Source organism: Pontibacter diazotrophicus, from assembly GCF_003367245.1.
GTDB lineage: Bacteria > Bacteroidota > Bacteroidia > Cytophagales > Hymenobacteraceae > Pontibacter > Pontibacter diazotrophicus.
The window spans coordinates 120,092-133,819 of record NZ_QRGR01000021.1 but is presented as its reverse complement, the minus strand read 5'-3'; the positions used below and the strand labels follow the sequence as shown (position 1 = coordinate 133,819).

Genomic DNA, 13,728 nt, shown 5'->3' with positions numbered 1-13,728 from the left:
TGCTTTGAAACAGATGGGATTGCAGGAGCAGGTTTAAATTACATCTATTAAATTGAAAGCGCGATAAAATGAACTATATGAAAAAGCTATCCAGAAGGTCCTTCCTTGGCAACAGCACCTCTTTATCTCTTGCCGGTTTCTTTGGAATGATGCCGGTTTTAGGCAAGCAGAAACAGCAAGGCGATTTTGTGCATCATGTTTATTTCTGGCTCAAGAACCCGGGTTCTGCGGAAGATAAAGCGAAATTAATAGAAGGCCTGAATACCCTGAAAAACATAAAGGCCATACAACTGGCGCGTATAGGCGTGCCAGCCAATACCAACCGCGATGTAATTGAAAGGGGGTATGACGTTTCCTGGCTGTTGTTCTTCAATAATCTGGAAGAGCAGGAAGTGTATCAGAAGCATCCGGTACACCTGAAGTTTGTGGAGAATTATTCTCACCTATGGGATAAGGTTGTGGTGTATGATTCGGTGGATGTATAACTAAATACCATAAGTAGTAACAAGAAGAGCCACCGCCGAGGTGGCTCTTCTTGTTACTACTGACCTAAGCTAAAAAGAGTGAGTTTGTGAAAGGCCCCCCTTTGAAGGTAGGGCGGTTTTATTATAGAATATGAAGCTGATTTACTGTCATTCTGTTAAGAAACTTGGTTGAAATAGAGGGCTCCTACCCCCGGGAGGTTAAGCTCTCGCTACTGGCCCACAAGATCCTTTACAGGATGACAAAAAATGTAAAATGAAACGGCCCAACCTTCAAAGTGGAGCAAAAGAGTAAACCCTACCTAACATTAACAATGAAACGAACAGATATCAACAGATGAAAAAAATAAAACTATACCAGATAGATGCCTTTACAGACAAAGTGTTTCATGGCAATCCTGCTGCCGTGTGTGTACTGAACGAATGGCTGGAGGACAAGACAATGCAGCAGATTGCGGCAGAAAATAACCTGGCAGAAACAGCTTTTGTGGTGCAGAACGGAAGAGATTACGAGATAAGATGGTTCACTCCTACGGTGGAGGTAGATCTTTGCGGGCATGCTACCTTGGCAGCGGCGCATGTGTTGTTTCACTTTTACAACCATCCCTCTAACACCATCAACTTCCAATCAAGAAAAAGCGGACTATTGACAGTGGACAAAGCGGGAGAGGAGCTGACACTGGATTTTCCTGCAGATGTGTACCAGCGGGTAGAGGCACCGCAGGCGCTGGTAAGTGCTTTAGGAGTTACACCGGCAGAAGTCTACAAAGGCAGGACTGATTACCTGCTGCTCTTCCAGACTCAAAAGGATATAGAGGGTTTAGCGCCCGACTTCAGAACATTGGCATCCGTAGAAGCGCGCGGCGTCATCGTGACTGCCCCCGGCGATGAAGTGGATTTTGTGTCACGATTTTTCTGCCCCCAGGTGGGTATCGACGAAGACCCGGTAACAGGTTCTGCCCATACAACGCTTACCCCGTTCTGGAGCCAAAAGCTGAGTAAGAAGGTATTAAGCGCCAAGCAGGTGTCGGCAAGGCAGGGTGATTTGAGGTGTGAGTTCCTGGGAGACAGGGTGAAAATAACCGGCAGGGCGGTTGCTTATTTGTCCGGTGAAATAGAAGTATAGTAGAGTTGTTTATCTTAAGAAGATAGTTTCTATATAGGATGAGTACAAATTATCAGCTTAATTAGGAGCTATAAGCCATGTTTTTAACTAAAAGGGAAAGATTAACTTTGGATATGGGTTATAACCTAAGAAAGTAGTATAAAATAATAGAAGAATAGAGACCCCCTCTCATAAATAGTGCAAATAAGCGGAATAACTCCGTTCATATTATAGTTAGGGTGCATAAAATAAACCAATAATGTTTCTGCTGGATACTCAAATAATATCTTATGCATTCAAGAAATATTTGATAAGTCAAAAAATTATCTAAACAAAAAACACTCAAAAAGAACTGAAGAAAAATATCCGTTTTTTATTTGATTCTAATATAAGTTGTGAACCAATAAATGAACAAGATATTGAAGTGGGTACAAATTGCTAAACAGTTTTTTAAGCAAGCACAATTCTAAAGAGAATTTCAGAAATACATGGAATGACATTTTAATCCTTTCAAAATCTTCAACGAAGGAGTTGCCATTAGTTACAGAGGATAAATTACTTAATAGGTTTGCAGCAGAATTGTATGATGTAGCAGTAAGTAAACATGACAAGTTTCTGAATATTGATTTTTCAAAACCCCATAAAGAATCCAGTAAAATTAACAACGAAAGCAAGGGGTATGTAAATAATGGATGGAGATATAAAATAAGTAAAAATTACGCACCCTAACCACGTATATACTTCATGTTTCGGCCGAAGGTCTTACACAGAGCATATACAAGTCCGTTAGGCGTAAGGCAAACAAAATAAGATATGCCAGTAAAAACTATTATATTTATTTACTGTTTACGATTTACACATTTACCATGGTAACTGTTATAAAAAAAGGTACAGACAAAGTCAGCATACAAAAAGCACTTGAAAGCATAAGCGTTCGGAAAGGGATGAATGCTTTCAAATATTGTGGGAAAGTTAAGTTAGAGAAAGAGCCTCTCACGATTCAGAAGAATTTAAGAAATGAGTGGGAATAGTCTTTTCGTAGACACTAATATTCTGCTATACCTCATTTCTGGTGACGAAACAGTAGCAGAACTTCTCGACGGAAAGCATATCACCATTTCATTTGTCACCGAATTAGAACTATTAGGATATAGCAACTTATCTGAAAACGACTCAAAAGTCATTCAGGAGCTTATAAGAGAAGCAACTGTAATTGACATTAATGCGGAAATAAAGCGGCTTGTAGTCTCATTGAGAAAAAACTACAAGATTAAATTGCCAGATGCCATAGTTGTTGCTTCTGCATTATACTTAGACTTTCCTTTTGTCACTGCCGACAAACAGTTGTCACAAATAGATGAGTTGACACTGCTATTGTATAAAAAATAAAAGCACTACGCTTAATATTTTACACATACAGTACTTTCTTGTTGATTGGCAAGAAGTACTTGTGACTTTGGAAGTAGCTTAACAGGAAAAGCCACCTCTGCGGTGGCTTTTCCTGTTAAGCTACAAGGGTAATTTCACATCCTGCATCAGTCTCCCGACCGGGTACATATTGTGCGTGTATTCGTAATGCGGGGTGTTGCGGTACACAAAGTCTAACTGGGCCCGTGCGTTCTTAGCGAAGCCCGGGTCCTGCTTCTTTCGTTCTTCGAGGCGCTGGCGTAAGGCCGGGTCTTTCTTTAGATATTCCGCCGCCAAGTCCTCAAATACATAAGACGAGAAATACTCTTTCTGCATGAGAATGGAGTCGAAGAAGTTCCAGTTAAAGTAGGAGTCTGTGGCCTGCGGTTCCAGCACCTCTACCACAAAGCGGTTGGCCGGCTGGTTCAGGTATACCACATAGTCGCCCTTAAAGAACTGGCGCGGCATGTTCCTTGTCTCCACCTGCACATCAGAATGCAGGTAATGCCCTTCGTAAGGGCGCTGACCTGTTTTGTAATCCGTGATGTAGTAGGTGTCGAGGGTGAGGGTGGTGTCTTTTTTCAGTTGCTGCAGCTGTACCTCGTCTTTTTTCAGTCGCTCAATCACTTCGCCCCAGGCCTGCGGAATGATATAGGCGACCGGTTTCTCCACCGTTACAGTAGGTACAAACTCATCGTAGTAGTTAATCATTTTGCTGTACGGCGCCTTGCGGTCGTAGTACAGGCGGTCGATGCCGCTTACTTCGCTTGGCTTGTATTTGGCTTCGTAGCCCAGGAAAGGAATCTGGCTTACTTTGGTGGTGTCCAGTTTCCAGTCCAGCGGGAATTTCTGTTGCTGCAGCGTCTCCTGCTTTGCCTGGGCGCGTAGTGTGCCAATCTCCTTTGCATCGCGGTGCACCGTCTCAATCATGTTTTCCATCAGCTTGTAAGTAGCCTTTACGCGCTGGTCGAATGGCTTGAGCATGTGTGTTTCGGGCACAAAGCCAATGGTGTTGTAGAGGGTTGTATACCCGGTGGCATAACGCGGAGACTCCATAAAGCCAATGATGCCTTCGTCTGGTGTGTCGCCGGCGTGGTTCATGTAGGGCACCATCGGAAACTTGTCCTGCTTCATACCCGCATACAGTGTCGGTACCATTTTGCCGGAGAGGTACTTTGCCAGCGTCGGGTGCAGCTTGTTGTGCTGCGTGGCAATAAGCGTCATCACGTGCTGGTAATCGGCGCCGTTGGAAGTATGGTTATCCATGAACACATCCGGGTCCCATTCCCTGAAAATCTCATGAAAGGTTCTGGCGTTGTCGGAGTCCATTTTAATGAAGTCGCGGTTCAGGTCCAGGTTAAGGGCATTGCCCCGGAAGCCGTAGCTTTCCGGTCCGTTCTGGTTGGTGCGGGTGTGGCTGTTGCGGTTAAGCGCGCCGCCGATGTTGTACACCGGTATAATGGCCAGCACCACATTGTCGAGTTGCCTGCGCAGCTTTTTGTCCTGCAGGTAATCGCGCACCAGCAGCATGGTCGCATCAATGCCTTCGGGCTCTCCCGGGTGAATGCCGTTCTGGATGAGCAGGATGCGTTTGTTCTTCTGGTGTATAGAAGCCGGGTCAAAGTCTTTGTCTGTCGACACCACCACCAGGTGCAGCGGGCGACCTACGTCTGTTGTCTCGTAGGGCATCATTTTCACTTCGTCATAAGCGGCATCCAGTTTCTGATACCAGTCGATGGCTTCCTCATAGGTGGCGGTTTGGTTTCCGTTGCCCTGCTCGTAAGGTGTTTTCAGGTCGGGTTTATTTTGGCCGGGGCCTCCTGTAGATAGGAGGGCAGCTAAAAGTAAAGTGGTTAACATGTTGTCAGGTTAGCGTACTGTGTATGAGTAGGTAAAATTAGGCATTTTTGAGAGGAAATGTGTTGTGCCATGCTCATAGTGGAGGATTTCAACAAAAAAAGCCTCAGCTTGGGGCTAAGGCTTCGGAAGTATTTCTTGAATCGCAGGCTTACACCACAATTCTGCTAAACCGACTGCGGTATTTATCTGTGGGGAAGAACTTGTTGTCGAGGCTGTACCTGCCGGGGCCGATGAAGAAGAGCGAGAAGAACAGAATAGCCGCCTCCAATGCATGCGAATAACCGTTAAAACCGTCGCCAGCTGCTACGTGGCGGGCGGTGGCAATGATCATCGTAAACAATAACAGGAGGCAGGTAACACGCCAGAACAGGCCCAGTATCAGCAGTAAACCTCCTGCAGCCTCAGCGAAACCCGCCATAAAACCCCAGAATGCCGGGGCAAAAGTAATGCCGATAAGCTCCATGTTATGCCCGATGGCTTCCCAGCGTTCAGGGCCGCCAGCCAGTTTAGGCCAGCCGTGCAAAATAAACATCGTGCCGATGCCGATGCGCAACAGCAGCAAACCAAAGTCTTTATATCGGAAGTCGGAGCGGATAAATGCCATAAACACAATAATACGTATTACTACTTAGTATAGCAACATACTAATATAATATGATGCGTTTTACCAGTGTGTTGGCAGGAATATTTCCCGGGTTATACCTGCCTCTGTCTTGTGCATCCTGCGGCAGTTGGGTGTCGTCGAGCACAAAGCTCATTCCTGCCTCCTCAGATACAGCAACAAAGTTGTCTTCTGCCAGCGCCACTGTTCCGATAGGGTAGGCCTCTTTCACCTCGCCATACTTTGACCCAATCCCAAGTCCCTGGGGTGTTTTAAAATCAGTGCTGAGGACGTTGATGCGCCATACACGGCACTCTGCTTCACATTGCTGCTCTACTAACAGTCCCTTGTCCTGGTCCTGGGGAGTGAGCACATAGGCTGTGCTCTGCTGCTCCTCCAGCATAAGGGTGGTATCTCTAATGGCAAAGCCCATGGGTACATTGCTGCGCAGTTCATCAATGGGCATGCCAATAGCGACATCGCCTGCCCGGCCTTTTTCTATTACAAAACTGGCTGGCTCCGGAATCGGTGCGGGCTCTGTTGTACTGCCGGTTGGGCTCAGGTTCTCTTCCTGTTGCATTGTTTCGGCTTGTGTTTCTTCGTCGTTCTCCTGCTGCGAAAGGCAGGCAGCCATGCCCGCTCCCAACAGGATGGCATATATCATATTTCTTATCATCATCGTGCTTGTGTCTTTTCTTTATTATTTAAACCTTGTAGCGCAGCAGGAGGTTATAGTATATTAGCACGAAAAGAGAATTCTTTAATATTATCATACATAAATTTAATAATAGAATGGCAAAACCACTGATATTGGTCTCAAACGACGACGGCATTACCGCACCGGGCATACGTACACTTGTAAAAGTTGCCATGAAGGTGGGCGATGTGGTGATTGTAGCACCGGATAGTCCGCAGTCGGGTATGGGGCATGCCATCACCATCGGCAATACACTTCGACTTGATAGGTCTATTGCCTTCGAGGACCTGGATGTGGAGGCCTATGAGTGCTCCGGCACCCCGGCAGATTGTGTGAAACTGGCGAAGCACCATGTATTGAAGAATAGAAAAGCTGACCTGGTGGTGAGCGGCATAAACCATGGCTCCAACTCCAGCATCAGTGTGCTGTATTCTGGTACCATGTCGGCAGCTATAGAAGCTGCTATAGAGGGTATGCCCTCCATTGGTTTTTCGCTTTGTGACTATGGGCATGAAGCGGATTTTTCTCATACCGAAGAGTTTGTGGAGAAGATTATCCTGCAGGCATTAGAGCATAAAATTCCGGACAACACCGCCCTGAACGTGAACCTGCCCAAGAAGAGCGAGGAAAGAATTAAGGGCATCAAAATCTGTCGGCAGGCGCATGCCAAGTGGCAGGAGGAGTTTGACGAGCGCCTGGACCCGCGCAACCGCAAATACTATTGGATGACGGGCAGCTTCGTAAATTTCGACAAAGGCGAAGATACTGACGAGTGGGCGCTGGTAAACAATTACATCTCTATTGTGCCTTGCCAGTTCGACATGACAGCCCATCACGCCATTGGCATGATGAACGAAGGCTGGCAGTTGTAAGAGAACATTGCCTTTGATTATGAACAAGTTGGTCTGAAACAGAAACAGCCCCGGCTATACTTTGGCCGGGGCTGTTTTGCTCTAAGAATAAGAAGCTTGAGCTTATTCATCCTGTATTTGCAGGTTTAGGAATTCCCAAAATCGGTTCGTTGTCTTAATCAGGACTTCCTTCTTTTTTCTGCTCCACTTTTTGATTTCTTTCTCTCGCTCAATGGCGTGCTCTATTCTGGTGTGGCGCTCAAAGTAAATCAAATTGTAACAGTAGTACTTACCCGCAAAGGTAGACGGATTACCACAGTTCATAAAGTGCTCCTGAAGGCGGCGAGGCAGGTCGTTTGTGACACCTACATATAAAGTGGTTTTACGTGGGTTGGTTGTGATATAAACGAAGTAGTTATGGGATTGCATGTTTACTGTGGTACGGGCGTTAATGCTACTCCGGTTATTTTACCAGAAAATGTCATCTCGAACGCAGTGAGAGATCTTTTCAGAATTCCCGATAGATCTCTCACTACGTTCGAGATGACAATAGCTATGTGGAGAAAAAATCCTTTACCTCGTCACTACTACATTAGCGTTGCGTGTAGGGTTCTTTTCCCCCTTTTTGCTCATAAACTCCACCGTGATCTCCTGCATGGCTGAGATAGGCTGAGTATTCTTTTTGGCAGGTATCCAGTTGCCTTCTGTAAGTTCGAATACTCTTGAGAACTCATCTGCAATAGCTTTCTCATCTTTTGAGACATTTGTCATAGGGCCAAATAATCTGCCGTCATCCGCTACTAAGAATGCTACTTTAACAATGCCCTCAAAAGAGGTGTCGGGGTAGCGAAGGTGCTTTGCCAGAAATTGCTCTACAGTTCCGTCTTTGAGTGCCGCGCGAGCATCTACTTCATTGTCTTTATAAGAAAATTTCTTGTCATAGGCGTCCGGCTGATAGGACAGGAGCATGGCCTCTAACTGATTTTCCAACTTAGGCTCTTGGGAGCCGGAGAATAGCACAGGAAGAGTCACCTCTGCAGCTATTGGTTTGCCGTATCGGGTGCCCGGTTCCCACTTGCCACTTGTTCCCTGTATAGCTTCGGCGGCGGCTGTGCTCAATTCAGCGAGTACAGCTTTATTCTGTAGCTTGAAAGTGGAAGCATCCATATAATCCATGTCTGCACCGGCACCTACTATATGCTTCAGTTTTGTGTTTGCAATGGCAATGTTCGATACGGTGCCGTCTTCTTTTACATTAAACTTCACCTGCACACGGGCGGTTATATTTTCCTGTTGAGCGGCAGCCGGTACTTTCAGGTTGCTGTAAATAGCTTGCACCATGGCTTTCTGGCCTCCCTTGAACTGAGGCATCCTGTGAAGCACTGTTGGATTACCGTCTTTGTCCAGGCTGAATTTAACCGGGAATGTTTGCTTTACCCGCAAAGCTTTGCCATGCTGCCTGCCAATGCTCCATTTCCCTTCTGTTAAACCTATCACACGAACTGCTTCTGCATCAGTGCTTTTAGAAAGGCTTTTTATGGTTTCGATGTTGGATATAGTGCCGTTTTTTTCTACTACAAATGTTAAAACCACTATTCCTGTCAGCCCTGCCGCTCTGGCGTCCTGCGGGTACTGGATATTGCTGGCGACAAAATTCATCAATTCAGCGTCGCCACCCTCAAAGGCAGGCGGTTCTTCTACGTAAGAATATATCGTCTCTGCAGAAGCAGTAGATTGAGCATGCGCCTCCGGTAAAAAAAGTACGGCCGAGCCTAACAGCGTGAGAACTGCTAAGCAGGAGAGGGATAGTTTGTTTTTCATTAGCTGAAGGTAGAAGTTGGATATAATATATTTTATACTGAATTTACTGAAATATAGTTAGCATCCAAGATTGCTGCTACCTGTACTTTGTCACCACCACATCAGGTGCTGCTGCAGGCGCTACTACACCCTCTTTTGTAACCATTGCATCTAATTTATTGATTGTTTTAGCTGCTGGCTTTTCCTGTCCGTCGTCAATCACAAAGCGGACATTGAGCGTGGCCACTGATGATACAGGTTTGCCGTCTACCCGGCCGGGATTCCACTTGCCGGTCGTGATTTGCAACACCCTTGTTACTTCTTTTGCAAGCAGTTCGTTTTTCTCGTCAAGGTTCACATAGAATCCTATTCCGCCTTTTGGACTCACAATAAAATTTATTTTCACATCTCCTTCTGCCTGTGTGTCAGGGTAGCGTATATTTTTAGCCAATAGCTTTATCAGTTCTTTTTTACCTTCCTTGTAGCTTGGTTTTGTGTCTAGGTTCTTTTCGCTGTAAACTTTGTTTGGGTCAGGTAGAATTTTTTGGTCAATAGGCAACATTGCAGGAGCCGTGGCACTGGCGGGTGCGTTAGCGTCTATAAAACGCACGGGGAGCGTTATTTCGGCGGCTTTGGCTTGTCCACTGCGCAAGGCAGGGTTCCAGTGCCCGGAGGTGGCTTTTACGGCAGCTACGGCTGCCTCACTGAGTTGGGCCAGTACGGCTTTGTTCTGAAATCCGAATGTATTAGCATCCATATAGTCGAGGTCGGAGCCGGGGCCAATTGTTTTCTTCAGTTTGGTCTGCTTCAGTTTTATATCGGATACTGTTCCGTCTGGCTCCACTGTGAAACGGACCATCACCTGTGCTTGCAGGTTTTCCTGCCTGGCCTCTACCGGTAACTGGAGGTGCTTGCCCATGGTCTGGAGCATAGCTTCGTGGCCACCTTTAAACTGCGGCATCTGATTGGCAATATCCTTCATAGCGGCCCGGTCTGCCTCGCTTAAGGCAAACCGTATGGGCAGCGTGTAGCGTACAGGCACTAACTTGCCAGCCTGGCTGCCTGGCGTCCATTTACCGTCCATCAGCTTCGCGACCCGCTTCGCTTCCTCTTCAGTGCCTTTACCTAACTCCTTCAAAGTTTGTATATCCGAGATGCTGCCATCTGTGCCTACGACAAAGGAGATAACCACAATACCCTCTAAGCCGACCTCCCGGGCTTCTTTTGGATATTGGATGTTGCTGCCCAAGAACTTTATCATCTCGGATTCACCTCCCTTAAAAACAGGCATTTTTTCTACATAGGTATAAGGCTTTTCAGCGGTTTGAGCAAGGGCAGCAGGGGCTGTAAACAATAATGTGCTTAGCAGCGCGGCGGCTGCCAGTTTAGTTAATATGTTGCAGTGTGACATGGCTTAAGTAGTTTTTATAGTTTGGAAAAGGCAATCGTGAAAATCCCTACCAGCCCTAGATGGAACTGATAGGGGTATTCAGAATAAATATTATTTCAATGCAAACCGAATGGGCAGGGTATAATCAACCCGTACCGTTTCTCCGTCCTGCTTACCCGGAGCCCAGTTGCCGCTCGTCATTTTTACTACTCTTACTGCCTCCTGGTCTGTTTCAGGGCTAAGGCTTTTTACGGTTTGTATATTTGTTACAGAGCCATTTTCCTCTACTGTGAATTTTACAACCGTCAGTCCTTCCACCTTTGCTTCCTGTGCCGCCTCCGGGTACTTTATGTTGGTGCCCAGGAAGGACAACAAGGCCTCGTTTCCTCCTTTAAACTCCGGCATTTGCTCCACATAAGTATAAGGTTTTGAGGCATCCGTTCGCTTTACAGTTGCCTTTTCCTGCTGCTGAACTGCTACTGCAGTTGGGTCTTCATCAGTTGAGCAGGAGGCTGTGGCAAACAGACATGCAGAAAAGAAGACGTGCAGGGCTGTTTTTGTTAGTGTGTGATTTTTCATGATCATTGTTATATATAGTTTAGGTTTAAAATGAATTATAAGGCAACAGCTTTCCAGGCCGGGCTTTGGGGCGGCTACAAAAGATGCTGTAAAGGGCTATGTTTTACTTGATGGTGAAGCGCATTGGAAGCGTGTGTTGCACGCGTACGGGTTTGTTGTTCTGTATGCCCGGATCCCACTTTTTGTTCATCATGCTGGTTACCCGGAGGGCTTCTTTGTCTATCTCAGGATGGAGGCTTTTCACCAGTTCCAGATCAGTAATGGAACCGTCTTTTTCAACAATAAACTGCACCACGACCATCCCTTCTACACCTGCCTTTTTTGCTTCCTGAGGATAGTGGACGTGCTCGTGTAAGAATTCAAACATTTTCTCTTCACCTTCCTCAAAAGCGGGCATTTGATCTACAGACTTGTAGACGGTAGTATATTCTATCCCAGTATATTCCTGTTTAGGGGGGAGCGTTTCAGTTTCAGGTTGGTGGACGGCAACAGGTTCTTCATCTGTAGCGCAGGCCACAAGAATTAATAGCAGCGCCAGTAGCGGTATCTTATATAGTAAGTGGAATAAGTTGTGCTTTTTCATAGTTTCTGAATAGGTAGTGTGAAAAATCAGGTAGAAGCAGGCAATAAGAACCTGGCACCAACTTTTTTGCTGGTGTAAACAGGGTGCTACAATAAGTTTAAACTTTTGTATTTATTCTTTTAAAGTGTACCTTACAGGAAGGGTATAGCGGACAGGTACTGCTACACCATTCTGCTTGCCTGGTAGCCACTTCCCGTTCATGGACTCTACCACGCGAATGACTTCCTCATCGGTGCCCAGGCCCAGCGATTTGATAATCTGAATATCGCTTAGTGCGCCAGTCTCATCAACAACAAAACTAGCCACAACAATACCCTCTACCTTTGCCTCCTGTGCTTCTCTCGGATAGCGGACGTTCATGCCCAGGTACTTCAGCATTTCAGTTTCTCCTCCCTTAAATTGAGGCATCTCCTCAACATAGGTGTAAGGATGTACCTCCAGGAGGTTGTGTATGTTTTGGTCAGGTTTGTTTGTCTGAGCAGGTATGTCAGGAGTTCCGTCTTCTTTTGCATTGGGCATTTCGCCTGGCTGCCCGGGTGCTGGTGTTTCTTTGTTCGTGTCCGCTACCGCAGGCTCCTGTTCCTGCTCTGCCACCATTTCATCTGGCGGTGCTGTTAAAGACCTGCTCGCCTCTGCCTGCTGTGGAGGAGGAGTGAGCTGCGAAGCAATATCGGCGGTTACCTGCTGGGAGGTAAGGGAGAACAATAGCAGCACAAGCAGGGGGAGTGTAAGTAGGGGCTTTAACCAGCCTGCCTGCTTGCCGTGCTGCTTCAGCATATGCAGACGCTGCAGTACCTGCGGTTTCTGGAAATGGCTGCCAATAGGGAGGCCCATGTTAAAGAGCACTTCTTTTGATAAGAGGGCACTGTATTCCTGCGGCTGGTGCTGATCCAGTACGCGGGCATCGGCCTGGTATTCGTGCAGGTTGCGGAGTTCGGCTTTCAGAAACCAGATAACCGGGTTAAACCACAAGAGAATAGTCAGAAGCTCATAAAACAGGATATCGTAAGTGTGGCCCAGTTGCACGTGGGCAAGCTCGTGTGCCAGTATCTGTTGCTTTTCCCGGGCGTTGAGCTGCTCCTGGTTGCTCAGAAATACCTTGTTCAGGAAAGCAAAGGAAGAAAAATGCTGCTCTAGCTGTAAGATCTGAATAGTGTCTGTTTGCTGCTCCATACTTATCGCCCTGGAGGTGAGGCTGCGGATATGCCAAAGCTGCCTGCATAGCCTGAAAACAAGAAACAGCGCCACCAGCAGGTACACGATCCAGATAAGGTTGGATGTTGTCATAAACTGTGGCAATGCAGCGCCCGTTGCTGGCTGTCCGTAACCTACCACCGTCACTTCTGATAACTGTATCGCCTGAAGGGTCTGTGCCACGGCATTATCCGGAGAGAGCAGGGCAGGCCACTTTATAAACGGCAGCGAAAGCGCCACAACCGGTGCCAGCAGCAGGTAGAGCCTGTTAAACCGGAAGTTGGTTTCGTTGCGCAGCAGCACGTAGTAGAACAGGTACAGCACCAGCAGCGCTATGCCGGACTTAAGTATAAAGCTAAGCATTACTTCCATCTTGCGGATCCTCCTTATCCTTGTCTATATCATGTTTTACCTGCTGCAGCAGCTGGTCCAACTCCTTTATGTTTAGATTATTGTCTTTGGCGAAGAACGATACCAGTTTCTCAAAGGAGCCCCCGAAGTAGCCACTCATAAAGTTCTTCAGGAAGTAGCTCTTGTATTTATCCTGTGCCACCAGCGGGTAGTACTGGTGCGATTTGCCAAAGGCCTCGTGCCCGACAAACCCTTTGCTCTCCAGTATCCGCACGATAGTAGACACCGTGTTATAGGCAGGCTTTGGCTCCGGTAGCTCCTCCAGAATGTCTCGGACAAATGCTTGCTGCAACTTCCAGAGTACCTGCATGATCTCTTCTTCGGCCTTGGTCAGTTCTTTCATCTACTTGTTATTCATGTTCTGTAATACTAATATATAACTAATTACTTAGTTTTAAAACTAAATGTTTAGTTTTATTTGATAAAAAATTCCTGCCTCCAGAAAAATGGTACCTTTTATTTGGACCTATCAGGGTGTGTATTGCAGCGAGAAAGATATTCGAGCCAAGAATCTGCTGAGTTTTCCAAAGAAAAATTCAGCAGATTCTTTATTTCCTGCATGTAAACTATCTTCTGCTTGCATTATTCTTTTTACAGTGAAAGGAGATGTTGGATTGCGTTAATCATAATTTTCAGGACTTCTTATTGTAAAATTGTGTAAAAATAAAGTTTTAGTTATTACCTTTGCGGCCAGATACGCTTTGACTTTGTTTTTAAATAGTATCCCAAAAGCTTATCTTTCGAGTTGGAATGGAGATAGAAGTGTAG

General features: G+C 46.2%; 14 protein-coding genes. 4 read left to right on the top strand and 10 right to left on the bottom strand.

The genetic code is table 11. The features are described from left to right. Positions 1–77: 77 nt before the first annotated feature. The 3 genes from DXT99_RS18440 (at position 78) to DXT99_RS18425 (ending at position 2,976) form a co-directional block, all read left to right on the top strand. A complete protein-coding gene (locus DXT99_RS18440) occupies positions 78–485 on the top strand; it encodes a Dabb family protein (protein ID WP_115567081.1) in 408 nt (135 codons plus the stop codon). Between the two features lie 334 nt (positions 486–819). Further along, positions 820–1,608, top strand: a complete 789-nt coding sequence (locus tag DXT99_RS18435; protein WP_115567050.1) for a PhzF family phenazine biosynthesis protein — start codon at positions 820–822, stop codon at positions 1,606–1,608. A 996-nt stretch (positions 1,609–2,604) separates the two neighbouring features. Then, entirely contained in the window at positions 2,605–2,976 is a 372-nt protein-coding gene (locus DXT99_RS18425) for a type II toxin-antitoxin system VapC family toxin (RefSeq protein ID WP_115567048.1), read from the top strand. A gap of 120 nt (positions 2,977–3,096) precedes the next feature. On the opposite strand, the gene DXT99_RS18420 is transcribed toward DXT99_RS18425, so the two are convergent. The 3 genes from DXT99_RS18420 to DXT99_RS18410 all read right to left on the bottom strand — a co-directional run bounded on the left by DXT99_RS18420 (position 3,097) and on the right by DXT99_RS18410 (position 6,134). Beyond that, entirely contained in the window at positions 3,097–4,854 is a 1,758-nt protein-coding gene (locus DXT99_RS18420) for a M14 family zinc carboxypeptidase (RefSeq protein WP_115567047.1), read from the bottom strand. 148 nt (positions 4,855–5,002) lie between these two features. Beyond that, positions 5,003–5,458 (bottom strand): DoxX family protein, encoded by a 456-nt coding sequence (locus tag DXT99_RS18415; RefSeq protein WP_115567046.1) that lies wholly within the window; start codon positions 5,456–5,458, stop codon positions 5,003–5,005. A 40-nt stretch (positions 5,459–5,498) separates the two neighbouring features. Then, a complete protein-coding gene (locus DXT99_RS18410; protein WP_246000835.1) occupies positions 5,499–6,134 on the bottom strand; it encodes a mechanosensitive ion channel protein MscS in 636 nt (211 codons plus the stop codon). 113 nt (positions 6,135–6,247) lie between these two features. On the opposite strand from DXT99_RS18410, the gene surE reads away from it, so the two are divergent. Then, on the top strand, positions 6,248–7,024 hold the full coding sequence (gene surE / locus DXT99_RS18405) for a 5'/3'-nucleotidase SurE (protein ID WP_115567045.1): 777 nt from the start codon (positions 6,248–6,250) through the stop codon (positions 7,022–7,024). 102 nt (positions 7,025–7,126) lie between these two features. Here surE and DXT99_RS18400 read toward each other — a convergent pair whose 3' ends face one another. From DXT99_RS18400 to DXT99_RS18370, 7 genes are all read right to left on the bottom strand, one after another. Beyond that, positions 7,127–7,432: a GIY-YIG nuclease family protein gene (locus tag DXT99_RS18400; protein WP_115567044.1), complete on the bottom strand. Its 306-nt coding sequence runs from the start codon at positions 7,430–7,432 to the stop codon at positions 7,127–7,129. Between the two features lie 144 nt (positions 7,433–7,576). Continuing rightward, a complete protein-coding gene (locus DXT99_RS18395; protein ID WP_115567043.1) occupies positions 7,577–8,824 on the bottom strand; it encodes a TonB family protein in 1,248 nt (415 codons plus the stop codon). 76 nt (positions 8,825–8,900) lie between these two features. Beyond that, positions 8,901–10,214 (bottom strand): TonB family protein, encoded by a 1,314-nt coding sequence (locus DXT99_RS27090; RefSeq protein WP_181885171.1) that lies wholly within the window; start codon positions 10,212–10,214, stop codon positions 8,901–8,903. Between the two features lie 90 nt (positions 10,215–10,304). Continuing rightward, positions 10,305–10,772: an energy transducer TonB gene (locus DXT99_RS18385; protein WP_246000833.1), complete on the bottom strand. Its 468-nt coding sequence runs from the start codon at positions 10,770–10,772 to the stop codon at positions 10,305–10,307. Positions 10,773–10,875: 103 nt separating this feature from the next. After that, the gene (locus DXT99_RS18380; RefSeq protein WP_115567041.1) at positions 10,876–11,355 is read right to left on the bottom strand and encodes an energy transducer TonB; all 480 of its coding nucleotides are present in this window, start codon (positions 11,353–11,355) and stop codon (positions 10,876–10,878) included. Positions 11,356–11,466: 111 nt separating this feature from the next. Continuing rightward, complete coding sequence (locus DXT99_RS18375) at positions 11,467–12,921, bottom strand: M56 family metallopeptidase (protein WP_115567040.1); 1,455 nt, start codon at positions 12,919–12,921, stop codon at positions 11,467–11,469. After that, on the bottom strand, positions 12,905–13,303 hold the full coding sequence (locus DXT99_RS18370; RefSeq protein WP_115567039.1) for a BlaI/MecI/CopY family transcriptional regulator: 399 nt from the start codon (positions 13,301–13,303) through the stop codon (positions 12,905–12,907). The genes DXT99_RS18375 and DXT99_RS18370 overlap by 17 nt, the downstream gene beginning before the upstream one ends. Positions 13,304–13,728: the final 425 nt, after the last annotated feature.